The organism is Rhodococcus sp. NPDC056960 (assembly GCF_042674125.1).
Classification (GTDB): Bacteria; Actinomycetota; Actinomycetes; order Mycobacteriales; family Mycobacteriaceae; genus Rhodococcus_F.
The window spans coordinates 107,790-120,852 of the sequence record NZ_JBHURF010000012.1 but is presented as its reverse complement, the minus strand read 5'-3'; the positions used below and the strand labels follow the sequence as shown (position 1 = coordinate 120,852).

The window sequence follows — 13,063 nt, the reverse complement described above, 5'->3', positions numbered from 1 at the left end:
CGTGCCCCATCCGTCCCAGAGTCGCGTAGTCCGGCGCTACACCACCGAGGCCGTCCGGGTGACCGCCATCCTGCGGTTGCCGCTGATCGGACTGATGGCACTCCTCGGACCGGTGATCCACGTGACGCACTGGAAACCCGACGTGTTCGCGGGACTGCTGATCGGGTACGCGGCGATCGCGCTCGTCTGGCTGATCTTCGTTCTCGTGCGGGAGGTCGGGCCGTGGGCGGGCTGGGTGTCCACCGCTGCGGACGTCACCGCGGTGGTGGCGCTGTGTATCGCCTCGGGCGGTGCGACGTCGGTGCTGCTGCCGGTGTTCTTCCTGTTGCCGATCTCGGTGGCGTTCCAGTACCGGCCGCGTCTGACGGCGATCGTCGGGGTGTGCACCGCGGTTGGGTATCAGGTGGTGTGGATCGTCTACTCGAAACGCGACGACGCGGTGGGCTTCCCCGACGAGGTGTACCTGTACTTCGGGTTCCTGCTGTGGCTCGCGGCCGCGACCACGGCGTTGTCATACGTGCTGGTCCGGCGGTCGGCGACGGTGATCTCGCTGATGGATGTGCGCAAGCAACTGGTTGCGGAGTCGATGGTCGCCGAGGAACGCGAGCGCAGGCAGCTGGCCGAGTACCTCCACGACGGGCCGCTGCAGAACGTGCTCGCCGCCCGGCTCGACGTGGAGGAGGCGCTGGAGCGGCACCCCGACGAGATGCTCGACGCCGCCGAGTCCGCCCTCCGCGAGACCGCCGCGCAGCTGCGCTCCACCGTCACCACACTGCATCCGCAGGTGCTCGCGCAACTGGGCCTCACCGTGGCACTGCGGGAACTCGCGGATCTGTACGAGCGCCGGGGTGAGGTCGAGATGGTGGTGAACCTCGGCGAGGTCGGCCACCCGGACAGCCAGGAACTGCTCTACCGGGTGGCACGGGAACTGCTCACCAACGTGACCAGGCATGCCCGCGCCACGAAGATCGAACTCGCACTCGACCGTGCCGACGGCCGGATCACGTTGACCGTCGCGGACGACGGCGCGGGATTCGATCCGGCCGTCGTTCCGGAACGGGTGGCGCAGGGGCACATCGGACTCGCGTCGAACATCGTGCGGGTCGAGAGCCTGGGTGGCACCTTCGATGTCACGTCCTCGCCCGGTGCGGGCACCCGCGTGGTGGTGACGGTTCCGGACCCCGATTGACCACGCTCGCCGACGGATTCGTCACCGCGAGTGACGGCCTTCGGCGAATTCCTCGACGATCTTCGCGCAGAACGCGGGCAGGTCGTGCGGGTTGCGGCTCGACACCAACCCGTTGTCGACCACCACTTCCTCGTCGACGACGTTTCCGCCGGCGTTGCGGATGTCGGTGCGCACACTGGGATACGACGTGAGCGTGCGACCGCGGACGACGTCGGCCTCGACCAGGGTCCATGGTCCGTGGCAGATCACGCCCACCGGTTTGCCCGCATTGACGAAGTCGCGGACGAAGCCGACGGCCGCTGCGTCCATCCGGAGGTGATCGGGGTTCGTGGTGCCGCCGGGCAGGATCAGCGCGTCGAAGTCGGCAACCGACACGTCTCCGACGACGGCATCGACAGGATACGTGCCCGCCTCGTTCACGTCCGACTTCATGGCCTGGATCTTGCCGGGGGACAACGAGATCAGCCGAACCTCCGCGCCAGCGTTCTCCACGGCCTTCCGGGGTTCGACGAGTTCGACTTCCTCGACGCCGTCGGTGGCGAGGATGGCGACCTTCCGGCCGCGCAGCGTATCGGTGGATGTCATGGGCAATTCCTTTCCAGGATCACGGTTTCAGCAGTACCTTCACCGCGCCGTCTTCCTTCTTCTGGAAGATCTCGTACGCGTGCGGGGCGTCGTCCAGCGGCAGTTCGTGGGTGGCGAACGAATCGACGCCGAGCGGGTCGGCGTCGGTGAGCAGCGGCAGAATGTCCGGGACCCACCGCTTGACGTTGGCCTGCCCCATCCGGAGCTGAATCTGCTTGTCGAACAGCGTGAGCATCGGGAGCGGGTCGGCCATGCCGCCGTACACCCCGATCAGTGAGATGGTGCCGCCGCGTCGGACGATGTCGATCGCCGAGTACAGGGCGTGGAGCCGGTCGACCCCGACCGTCGACATCAGCGGCCCGGCGATGGCGCCGGGCAGGAACGACGTGACCTGCTGCAGCAGTTTCGCCCCGGGGGAGCCGTGCGCTTCCATCCCGACGGCGTCGATGACGGAATCGGGACCGCGGCCGTCGGTCATGTCTCGGATCAGGTCGCCGAGTTCACCCGGGGACTCGTTCAGGTCGACCGTCTCGATCTGCCTCGCCCTCGCGCGGTCGAGGCGCTCGGGCACGAGGTCCACGCCGATGACACGAAACCCGCGGTGCGCGGCGATGCGTGCCGCCATGTCGCCGATGGGTCCGAGACCGAGAACGGCGACGGAACCGCCGTCGGGCACGTCCGCGTATTCGACGGCCTGCCAGGCCGTCGGCAGCACATCGGACAGGTACACGAAACGTGCATCCGGGGGACCCTCGGGAACCGTGATGTGGGTGTTCGTCACGTGCGGCACCCGCAGATATTCGGCCTGGCCGCCGGGAACGCTCCCGTACAACTTCGAATACCCGAACAGCGCCGCGCCCATCCCCTCGTCGCGAATCTGGGTGACCTCGCACTGGGTGAACAACTGCCGATCGCACATGTGGCAACTGCCGCAGGATATCTGGAACGGGATGACCACCCGGTCGCCCACCTTCACGTCGGACACCGCGGACCCGACCTCGCGGACGATGCCCATCGGTTCGTGGCCGAGAATGTCGCCCTCGCGCATGAACGCGCCGAGCACCTCGTACAGGTGCAGGTCGGAGCCGCAGATGTTGGTGGTGGTGATCTCGACGATCGCGTCGGTCTGCTGTTCGATCACCGGGTCGGGGACGGTGTCGACGCTGACCTTCCGTTTCCCCTGCCACGTCACGGCTTTCATCGGGCTCTCCAGTTCGCCTTCTCGATGGCGTCGACGAGTTCGTCCTTGGTCATGGTCGACCGGCCGTGAACGTCGAGCCTCTGGGCGACGTGCATCAGGTGTTCTTTGCTCGCGTTGGCGTCGACGCCCTCGGCCGTTTCTCCGGAGGGGTTGGGGCCGCCGCTCTTCGCGCGATCGTCCGACGGGCCCTTCTCCTTCTTGGCCTCCCAGTGGTCGCCGACCTTCTCGTAGCTGTGCTTCAAGGCGTCGTACGCGACGCGATGCGCTCGCTCCTCGTCGTCGTACCGGTCCATGGCGGAGTCGTACACCTTGGCGAACGTGCGCTGCGCCTTCTCGGACGACTTCTTCAGAGTTTCCGGGAGCTCGCTCTTCTTCGGCTTGCCGCTGTCGGTGGTCTTCGGCACGGAGAAATCCTCCTCGGGTGTAGAGGTGACCTCCCGAGCGGTTACCCGACTCCCCGGAATTTACGCGGGCGGCGGTACTCGACCGGAGACGGCGGCCAGCGCCTGCTCGAGCAGCGCCAGGGCGTGCTCGGTGGTGGCGGTCACGACGTCCTGCGGTTCACCCGGGAAACGGCGCACCTCGGTCTCGATCCGCCCGTCGGAGAAGAGCCCGAACCAGACGGTGCCCGGCGGTTGCCCGTCCTGAGGGTCGGGTCCGCCCGCACCGGTCACGGCGACGGCGATGTCGGCGCCGAGCAGTTCCGCGACCGCGCCGGCCATCGCGCGAGCGCTGGGCTCGCTGACCACGGGACCGTCCGGCACCTGCAGCACCCGGTGCTTCACTTCGCTGGAATAGGCGACGACGCTGCCCCGGTACCAGTCGGAGGATGCGGGTGCGGCGCCGAGGAGACACGAGATCTGGCCGCCGGTGAGTGATTCCGCCGTTGCGAGGAAGACGTGGGAGCGGCGCGCCGCCGCCGAGATCCGTTCTGCCACTCTGTCCTGCGGACTCATGGTTGACACGGTATCGGAGTGCCCCGCTCCGGAAGCTCGGATCGCCATCACCAGGGAGTGGAACAGGTTTCAGTTTTCCCGGTTTCCGGTTAGGGTGTCGGTGACCCAGGACACAGCAAATCCAGGCCGCCGGACCACGCGCCCGGGGCGTCGCGGGAGAAGGATTACAGATGACCGACGAGTTCGCAGATCTGCATCGACCCGCCTTCGCTGCAGACCTCCTCATCACTGCACTGGAACGCAACACCGACAAGCCGGCGCTCTACCTCGGCGACGTCGTCCTCACCGGCGGTGAGATGCGCGATCAGATCAGTTGTTTTGCGCAGGCACTGGCTTCGCTCGGGATCGGCAAGGGTACGAGCACCGCCATGCTGTCGAAGAACAGGCCCGAGGTGCTCATCAGCATGGGCGCCACCATGATCGCCGGGTGCCGCGCCAGCGCGCTGAACCCGATGGGCTCGCTCGACGACCATCTGTACATCGTCGGCGACGCCGAGATCCAGACGTTGATCTTCGATCCCACCGCCTTCGAGGAGCGCGCCGCACAGCTGGTTGCGCAGTCCCCGTCCATCGAGAACGTGTTGTCGTTGGGGCCGTCCGAAGTGGGTACCGACATCCTCGCGCTCGCCGAGACGTTCACCCCGCAACGACTGCGGGCAGCGGATGTGGCCGCCGACGACAGCAGCAGCATGGTCTACACCGGGGGCACCACCGGCAAGCCGAAGGGCGTCGTCGGCTCCTATCAGTCGGGTGCAACGCTCAATCAGATCCAGATGGCCGAGTGGCAGTGGCCGCACCAGCCGCGTTTCCTCATCTGCACGCCGCTCTCGCATGCCGGCGCCGCCTTCTTCATTCCGACGTTGCTGCGGGGTGGCGCGCTGATCGTGCTGCCCGCGTTCGAGCCCGGCGCGGTCCTCGAGGCCATCGAGAAGCACAAGATCTCGGCCACCATGCTCGTCCCCACCATGATCTACCTGCTGATGGACCATCCCGACCTGCCGAACCGGGACGTGTCGAGTCTGCAGACACTGTTCTACGGGGCGTCGGCGATGTCGCCGGCCCGGTTGCGGGAGGGTATCGAGAAGTTCGGCCAGATCTTCTTCCAGTTCTACGGCCAGACCGAATGCGGAATGACCATCGCCGTGCTGCGGAAGGAGGAGCACGTGGCGGACGACCCCAGCCGGCTCGCGACGTGCGGGCGCCCGGTGCCGTGGCTGAACGTCGCCCTGCTCGACGACGACCTGAACGAGGTGCCGCAGGGTGAACTCGGCGAGATCTGCGTCCGCGGCCCCCTGGTCATGAAGGGGTACTGGAACAAGCCCGACGAGACCGCCGAGGCGTTCCGGGGCGGATGGCTGCACACGGGTGACGTCGCGCGCAAGGACAAGGACGGTTTCATGACGATCGTCGACCGCAAGAAGGACATGATCGTCACCGGCGGTTTCAACGTGTTTCCCCGGGAGATCGAGGACGTCATCTCGGCGCACCCGGCGGTCGCGTCGGTGGCGGTGGTCGGTGTTCCGGACGAGAAGTGGGGCGAGGCCGTCAAGGCGTGCGTGGTGTTGCGGGCCGGGCAGTCGGTGGACGCCGCGGATCTGGTCGAACGGGTCCGTGCGGCGAAAGGCTCCGTGCACGCCCCCAAATCGATCGACTTCGTCGATACGCTGCCGTTGACCCCGCTCGGAAAACTGGACAAGAAGGCGTTGCGGTCCCGCTATTGGGAGAGTGCAGACCGAGCGGTCGGATAGCACGAGCAGGGCGGGAATCAAGGGACCTGGTCTGTGGCGTGGCGGCCCCGCCTATAGTCTGCCCAAGTACTTCGCGGCGGGGTCCGCGTTCGGTCGGCGACGAGGATGCGCGTGGATTCACAGGCAATATCGCTGGTCCGGTCGAGTTTCAAGGCTATCGCGGCAGTGCCGGACGGCCCTCAGGCGCTCTCGCGGTCCTTCTACGCCCTGTTGTTCGCGCGGTACCCCGAGGCCCGCGACTTCTTCCCCGCAGCCATGGACGAGCAGCGCGACCGGTTGATCTCCGCCGTCCAGTACGTGATCGAGCGACTCGAGGAGGAGTCCGGGCAGATACTCGCCTACCTCGCCCAGCTCGGCCGGGACCACCGTAAGTACGGAATAGACGACGCGCACTACGTCGCCGTCGGCAACTCCCTGATCGCCGCGGTCCAGCAGTTCCCGTCCACCGAACCGTGGACCGACGAACTCGAGCAGGCCTGGCGCGACGTCCTCGCCGTCGTCGCCGCCACCATGATGGATGCGGCCAACGCCGAGAGCGGTCCGCCGGCGTGGGGTGCGACCGTGATCGAGCACCTCCAGGTCCGCAAGGACATCTCGATCATCCGCCTCCGACTCGACGAACCGATGGCGTACACCGCAGGCCAGTTCGTGAGCGTGCAGGTCCCGTCGCGTCCCCGCATGTGGCGGTATCTGTCACCGGCCAACCCGGCCAACGACCAGGGCATCATCGAATTCCACGTCCGCCGCGTGTCGGGTGGCTGGGTCAGTCCCGCCATCGTCACCCAGACGCTCGTGGGCGAGCGGTGGGTGATCGGATCCCCGCTCGGCGACCTCGGAGTCCGCCACGACAACGGTCGCGACATGCTCATGATCGGGTCGGGCACGGGCATCGCCCCGCTGCGCGCGCAGATTCTCCAGATGTCGCAACGCGGCCAGGACCGCCGGGTCCACCTCTTCTTCACCGGCCGATACCCCTGCGACCTCTACGACCTGGGCACCGTGTGGGCCCTCGCCGAACAGAATCCGTGGCTGACCGTCGTCCCCGTCACCGAGGAGGACGAGGATCCGTGGTGGTACACCGGGCCGGTCAGCGCGACGCTGCCCGGCATGCACCGCAGGCTGACCGGCAAGGTCGGGCAGGTCGTCGCCGACTTCGGAACGTGGGCCGAGCGCGACATCCAGCTCGTCGGCTCCGAGGCCATGATCAACACCACCAAGTTCCGGTTGCAGGCGGCGGGCACTCCGCCGGAGAACATCCGGCACGACCCCGCCTACTGACCGGGCCGGCTCAGTACGGGTCGAATTGAATGTTCTCCGTGGGCGTTCCCGTGTCCCGGAGACGGTCGAGGGTGGCGCGGACCATCGCCGCCGAACCACACACCAGCACCTGGTGCTCGGTGAACGCACCGTACGACGTCACGACGTCGGGCAGCGAGCCCTCGATGAGATCGTCCTCGGTGAACCCCACGTCCACTCTGGTGCGTTCGTACCATTCGTCGGTCCAGTCCGGATCCACGACGTTCTCCACGACGGGAATGACGGTGAGCCACGGCAGATTCTGCAGCAGCAGGTAGAGCATGTCGGACGCGTAGAGGTCGCGCGGCGTCCGATCTCCCGTGAACAGGAACACCCGCGGCGGATTCGGCCTGCGCGACAGGTCCAGGAGGATCGATCGGAACGGGGCCAGGCCGGTGCCGCCGGCGATCATGATGACGTCCGGTCCGTCCTCGTCGACGGTCATCGTGCCGCGGGGTTCGAGGATCTGCCACTGGTCGCCGGGCGAGGTCTCCGTGACGATGTCGCCGCTGACCCAGCCGCCCGGGACGGTGCGCACGTGGAATTCGAGCTTGCCGTCGCGCGACGGTGGAAGGGCGGGGGAGAGCCTGCGCAGCAGCCGCGGATTCTGGGGCACGCTCACGTCCACGTACTGGCCCGGCGCGAACGGAACGTAATCGCCGACCAGGCGGATCACGGCGAGGTCGTGCCGCAGGCGATGATGTTCGACGACGGTGCTGGTCCAGGTGGTCTGCGTGGCGTGCATGGGGCGATGCTCTCCCGACTGTCGAACCGGATTGCGGATGGGCGGCGTCTGGCTGCCTGCTAGACGAGGGGGTCGTGCCGGATCAGTTCGAGCGGTGTGCCGCCGCCCTGCAGGGCGTACACGGTGGTCTTGATCATCGCCGGCGAACCGGAGATCTGAATCTGCCGGTCCGCCCACGACCCGAACCGGGCGACGACGCGGCCGAGTTGCCCCTGGAGTCGCTGATGCAACCCCGGCGGCGCCTCGGGGGCGGGCGCCGTGTGCCACCACGGGTCCTCGTCCTCCTCGGACACGGGGACGACGGTCAGCCACGGATTGCTCAGTGACAGATGCCACAGGGTCTCGATGTCGTACAGGTCGCACGGGTACCTGCCGCCCACGAACATGTGAACCCGCGGGTTGTTCGACCGCATGGCCATCTCCATCACCTGCGCGCGCAGCGGTGCGATGCCCGTCCCCGAACCGATCATCAGGACGTCCTGCCCGCTGTCCCGGTCGACCTCGAGCCCGCCGAGTGGGGAGCTGAGCAACCAGCGGTCGCCGACCTGTGTCTCGTTCACGATGGCGGGGCTGACCCACCCGCCGGACACGCGGCGCACATGGAACTCGAGCTGTCCGTACGGGTTGGCGGGGATGGCCGGCGACAGGTACCGCCACATCCGGGGCCGCTGCGGGATGGACGCGCTGAGGTACTGGCCCGCACCGTAGGGGATGGGGGAGTCGGTCTCGAGCCGGACGATGGCGAGGTCGTCGAGGCGGCGTTCGTGATCGACGACGGTGGCGCCCCACGCGGCAGGCAGGTCGTCGTTGTCAGCCGCGTCGGCCATCGTGTGCAGGAGGACGTCGAGAAGCTCCGTCCAGGCCGCGGTCAGCGACGGCGTCCAGATGGCCTGCGTGAAGGAAGTCCGCACCGCGACGAGCAGCGCGTTGCCGGACAGAAAGTAGTGCCTGCCCTCGACGCCGTACTTCCTGTGGTCACGGCCGAGCTGGCTGAGGAAACCGAGAACGCGATCGGCGTCCTCGAGGTTGTCGATCACGAACTGCAGTGCCTGGAACAGGCGGTGACCCTGCTGATCCAGGGCGGCCGGGAAGAGCGCCCGGAAGTGGGGGTGCTCGGCGAAAAGGGTGGAATAGAACGTCGTCGTGAGCCGACTGTGCCCCTGATCGGTGGACACGATCGACGAAAAGCTGGCGCGCAGACGCGAAATCACGAGCGGATCGAGGCAATCTCGTGTCAAGCCGTCCCCTGTTGGCGTGCGTGGTGATGCGAACACCCGCATTCTAGCCGTCTCTCGCGGGGACTTCGGGTTACGGCAACGGCCGGTTCGGGGGCTTCCTCGCGCATTTCGGTGGGTCGCTCTCGGGCGGTGACCACCGGCAGGGCACGATGTGCATCGAGAATCGGACCGTGTTACCGAGGGGGGCTCGATGAGAGTTGGCGTTGCGCGGGATCGAGGTCGGTTTCGTGGGGGGATACGCAGCGCAGTATCGGTTCGCCGGGTTGCCGCCGTCGTGACCGTAGCGGGCGCCCTGATGTCGCCTGGTCTCGGAACGGTCGCGTCGGCGGAACCCCGGGCGACGATCGAATCGATCACCGCCGACGCGGCGCCCGACGGCTCGCGGCTGGTCGGGGTCGCCGCGGTCGGCGACACTCAGATGAACCTCACCGTCCACTCGACCGCGATGGACAAGGACGTCACCGTCCGCGTCATCCGGGCCACGTCGCAGAAGCGCCCGACCGTCTACATGCTGGGTGGCGTCGAGGGCAACTCCGAACAGTACGGCTGGGAGCAGAAGGCGGACGTCGAGAAGTTCTTCTCCGGCAAGAACGTGAACGTGGTCATCCCGTTCGGCGGGCAGTCCAGTTACTACGCCGACTGGCAGCGCGACGATCCGAAGCTGGGGCGGAACAAGTGGCAGACGTTCCTGACCGAGGAACTGCCGCCCATCGTCGACTCGGCGCTGGAGACGAGCGGGAAGAACGCCATCGCCGGGCTGTCCATGTCGGCCACCAGTGTGCTCAACCTCGCGATCTCGCGGCCCGGGCTGTATCAGAGCGTCGGGGCGTACAGCGGCTGCGCGATGACGAGCGACCCGGTGGCGCGCCGGTTCGTCGAGATCACGGTGTCGGACTTCGGTGGGAACCCCGAGAACATGTGGGGTGCGGCCGACGACCCGCTGTGGGCGGCGAACGATCCGTACGTGAACGCCGACAAGCTGCGGGGGACCACCCTCTACATCTCCAACGGCAGCGGACTGCCGGGACCGTACGACACCCTCGGCGCCTCGACCGTCGGCGGCGACCGCCGGGCTCTCGCGACACAGGTCGTGGTGGGCGGTGTCATCGAGGCCGTCACCAACGACTGCACGATGCGGCTCGCGGAGAAACTCCGCGCCCTGGACATTCCCGCAACGGTCGACCTCCGGCCGGTCGGCACGCACTCGTGGGGGTACTGGCGGGACGACCTCTCCACGTCGTGGCCGATGATGGCGGCCGCGATCGACGCCTGACTTCTCGCCCCGCGGACCACCGTGGGGCGGGATGATGGGATGGCGAAAAGTTTTCAAAGTTGAGCGGAACAGACTCAACCCTTCGCGCGTTAAGAAGATGACAGCGTCGCCACGTGCCTCACGGCCCCGGCGGCGAACCGCTCTACAACGCCAGAAGAGGTGACCAGTGGACTCGTTCAATCCGACCACCAAAACCCAGGCCGCGATGACCGCTGCGCTCCAGTCGGCGTCGTCGGCCGGTAATCCCGACATCAGGCCCGCACATCTGCTCGTGGCCCTGCTCGACCAGACCGACGGCATCGCCGCCCCGCTCCTCAAGGCGGTCGGCGTCGATCCCGCCGAGGTGCATCGTGAAGCGCAGAATCTCGTCGACCGGCTGCCCAAGACGACCGGCGCCACGACGACACCACAACTCGGCCGCGAGGCGCTCGCCGCGCTCACGACCGCGCAGCATCTCGCCACCGAACTCGACGACGAATACGTGTCGACCGAACACCTCATGGTCGGGTTGGCGACGGGGGAGTCGGACGTCGCCGGGCTCCTGCGGCGGCACGGCGCCACCCCCGAGGCGCTGCGTGACGCGTTCACCACTGTCCGCGGCAGCGCGCGCGTCACCAGCCCGGATCCCGAGGGGACTTACCAGGCCCTCGAGAAGTACTCCACCGATCTCACGGCGGCGGCCCGCAACGGCAAGCTGGACCCGGTGATCGGCCGCGACAACGAGATCCGCCGCGTCGTGCAGGTTCTCAGCCGCCGGACCAAGAACAACCCGGTGCTCATCGGTGAGCCGGGCGTCGGCAAGACCGCGATCGTCGAGGGGCTCGCTCAGCGCATCGTCGCGGGCGACGTCCCCGAATCGCTGCGCGGCAAGTCGGTGATCTCCCTCGACCTCGGTTCGATGGTCGCGGGCGCCAAGTACCGCGGCGAGTTCGAGGAGAGGCTCAAGGCCGTCCTCGACGACATCAAGAACTCGGCCGGCCAGGTCATCACGTTCATCGACGAACTCCACACCATCGTCGGTGCGGGTGCCACCGGTGAGTCCGCGATGGACGCCGGCAACATGATCAAGCCGATGCTCGCCCGCGGTGAGCTGCGGCTCGTCGGCGCGACCACGCTCGAGGAGTACCGCAAGTACATCGAGAAGGACGCTGCCCTCGAACGCCGATTCCAGCAGGTGCTGGTGGGCGAACCCTCGGTCGAGGACACGGTCGGCATCCTGCGCGGGCTCAAGGAACGGTACGAGGTGCATCACGGTGTGCGCATCACCGACTCCGCGCTCGTCGCGGCCGCCGCGCTCAGCGACCGCTACATCACGTCCCGGTTCCTGCCGGACAAGGCGATCGACCTCGTGGACGAGGCCGCGTCCCGGCTGCGGATGGAGATCGACTCGCGACCCGAGGAGATCGACACCGTCGAACGCATCGTCCGCCGCCTCGAGATCGAGGAGATGGCGCTGCAGAAGGAATCCGACGCGGCGTCGAAGGACCGGCTCGAGAAGCTGCGTCAGGAACTCGCCGACGAGCGGGAGAAGCTCAATCAGCTGACCACCCGCTGGCAGAACGAGAAGCAGGCCATCGACTCCGTCCGCGGGGTCAAGGAACAGCTCGAGACGCTGCGGGGCGAGGAGGAACGCGCCGAACGCGACGGCGACCTCGGCCGGGCCGCGGAGCTGCGCTACGGGCGGATCCCGCAGCTCGAGAAGGAACTCGAGCAGGCCGCCCGCGAGTCCGGTGCCGCCGCCGACGGCGACGTCATGCTCAAGGAGGAAGTGGGTCCCGACGACGTCGCCGACGTGGTCGCGGCGTGGACCGGCATTCCCGCCGGCCGCATGATGGAAGGCGAGACGGCCAAACTGCTGCGGATGGAGTCCGAGCTCGGCAAGCGGGTCGTCGGTCAGGAAGAGGCCGTCGTCGCGGTGTCGGATGCGGTCCGCCGCGCCCGCGCCGGAGTCGCCGACCCCAACCGGCCCACCGGTTCGTTCCTGTTCCTCGGACCCACCGGCGTCGGTAAGACGGAGCTCGCGAAGTCCCTCGCGGACTTCCTGTTCGACGACGAACGCGCCATGGTCCGCATCGACATGTCCGAGTACAGCGAGAAGCACTCGGTGGCCCGGCTCGTCGGTGCCCCGCCCGGATACGTCGGATACGAGGCGGGCGGTCAGCTCACCGAGGCCGTGCGGCGGCGTCCGTACACCGTGGTGCTGTTCGACGAGGTGGAGAAGGCACACCCCGACGTGTTCGACATCCTGCTCGCCGTCCTCGACGAGGGTCGCCTGACGGACGGGCAGGGACGCACCGTCGACTTCCGCAATACGATCCTGATCCTCACGTCCAACCTCGGTGCGGGTGGTTCGCGTGAGCAGGTGATGGACGCGGTGCGGCACGCGTTCAAGCCGGAGTTCATCAACCGGCTCGACGACGTCGTGATCTTCGAACCGCTGTCGGAGGAGCAGCTCGAGTCGATCGTGGACATCCAGCTCGCGCAGCTGTCGAAGCGGCTGGAGGCGCGGCGGTTGACGCTGGACGTGTCCGACTCGGCCCGCTTCTGGCTGGCAGTGCGCGGCTACGACCCCATGTACGGGGCCCGGCCGTTGCGCCGGCTGATCCAGCAGGCCATCGGCGACCAGCTCGCGAAGCTGCTGCTCGCCGGTGACGTCCAGGACGGCGACACCGTTCCGGTGAAGGTGTCGGAGACCGGGGACGCGCTCGTCCTCGGCTGACCCCCAGGTGAGTGGCACGGTGTGCCCCGCACACCGTGCCACTCACCTGGGTTTTCACAGCGATGTCTTAAGTTTCGCCGTTACCCTGGACCGTCCGTAACCGCTGGACACCG

General features: G+C 67.6%; 11 protein-coding genes. 5 read left to right on the top strand and 6 right to left on the bottom strand.

The window, feature by feature from the left end; genetic code table 11:
• Position 1 precedes the first annotated feature (1 nt).
• Positions 2-1,189: a sensor histidine kinase gene (locus ACFTWF_RS20450; RefSeq protein WP_378463000.1), complete on the top strand. Its 1,188-nt coding sequence runs from the start codon at positions 2-4 to the stop codon at positions 1,187-1,189.
• Between the two features lie 21 nt (positions 1,190-1,210).
• On the opposite strand, the gene ACFTWF_RS20445 is transcribed toward ACFTWF_RS20450, so the two are convergent.
• The 4 genes from ACFTWF_RS20445 to ACFTWF_RS20430 are packed head-to-tail and all read right to left on the bottom strand — an operon-like array spanning position 1,211 to position 3,931.
• A complete protein-coding gene (locus tag ACFTWF_RS20445) occupies positions 1,211-1,774 on the bottom strand; it encodes a type 1 glutamine amidotransferase domain-containing protein (protein WP_378462999.1) in 564 nt (187 codons plus the stop codon).
• Between the two features lie 19 nt (positions 1,775-1,793).
• Positions 1,794-2,975: a zinc-dependent alcohol dehydrogenase gene (locus ACFTWF_RS20440; RefSeq protein WP_378462998.1), complete on the bottom strand. Its 1,182-nt coding sequence runs from the start codon at positions 2,973-2,975 to the stop codon at positions 1,794-1,796.
• Positions 2,972-3,379 (bottom strand): ChaB family protein, encoded by a 408-nt coding sequence (locus tag ACFTWF_RS20435; protein ID WP_378462997.1) that lies wholly within the window; start codon positions 3,377-3,379, stop codon positions 2,972-2,974. Before ACFTWF_RS20435 ends, ACFTWF_RS20440 begins: the two co-directional genes overlap by 4 nt.
• 60 nt (positions 3,380-3,439) lie before the next feature.
• Positions 3,440-3,931 (bottom strand): CinA family protein, encoded by a 492-nt coding sequence (locus ACFTWF_RS20430; protein WP_378462996.1) that lies wholly within the window; start codon positions 3,929-3,931, stop codon positions 3,440-3,442.
• A 170-nt stretch (positions 3,932-4,101) separates the two neighbouring features.
• Between ACFTWF_RS20430 and ACFTWF_RS20425 the strand changes: the two genes are divergently transcribed.
• Both ACFTWF_RS20425 and ACFTWF_RS20420 read left to right on the top strand, forming a co-directional pair.
• A complete protein-coding gene (locus tag ACFTWF_RS20425; protein ID WP_378462995.1) occupies positions 4,102-5,679 on the top strand; it encodes an AMP-binding protein in 1,578 nt (525 codons plus the stop codon).
• A gap of 111 nt (positions 5,680-5,790) precedes the next feature.
• On the top strand, positions 5,791-6,957 hold the full coding sequence (locus ACFTWF_RS20420; protein ID WP_378462994.1) for an FAD-binding oxidoreductase: 1,167 nt from the start codon (positions 5,791-5,793) through the stop codon (positions 6,955-6,957).
• A gap of 10 nt (positions 6,958-6,967) precedes the next feature.
• On the opposite strand, the gene ACFTWF_RS20415 is transcribed toward ACFTWF_RS20420, so the two are convergent.
• Complete coding sequence (locus ACFTWF_RS20415; RefSeq protein ID WP_185728233.1) at positions 6,968-7,720, bottom strand: FAD-binding oxidoreductase; 753 nt, start codon at positions 7,718-7,720, stop codon at positions 6,968-6,970.
• Between the two features lie 59 nt (positions 7,721-7,779).
• Positions 7,780-9,000, bottom strand: coding sequence for a globin domain-containing protein (locus ACFTWF_RS20410; RefSeq protein ID WP_378462993.1), 1,221 nt, complete (start codon positions 8,998-9,000; stop codon positions 7,780-7,782).
• A 148-nt stretch (positions 9,001-9,148) separates the two neighbouring features.
• Between ACFTWF_RS20410 and ACFTWF_RS20405 the strand changes: the two genes are divergently transcribed.
• A complete protein-coding gene (locus tag ACFTWF_RS20405; RefSeq protein WP_378462992.1) occupies positions 9,149-10,231 on the top strand; it encodes an alpha/beta hydrolase in 1,083 nt (360 codons plus the stop codon).
• A 166-nt stretch (positions 10,232-10,397) separates the two neighbouring features.
• Positions 10,398-12,950: an ATP-dependent chaperone ClpB gene (gene clpB, locus ACFTWF_RS20400; protein WP_378462991.1), complete on the top strand. Its 2,553-nt coding sequence runs from the start codon at positions 10,398-10,400 to the stop codon at positions 12,948-12,950.
• Positions 12,951-13,063: the final 113 nt, after the last annotated feature.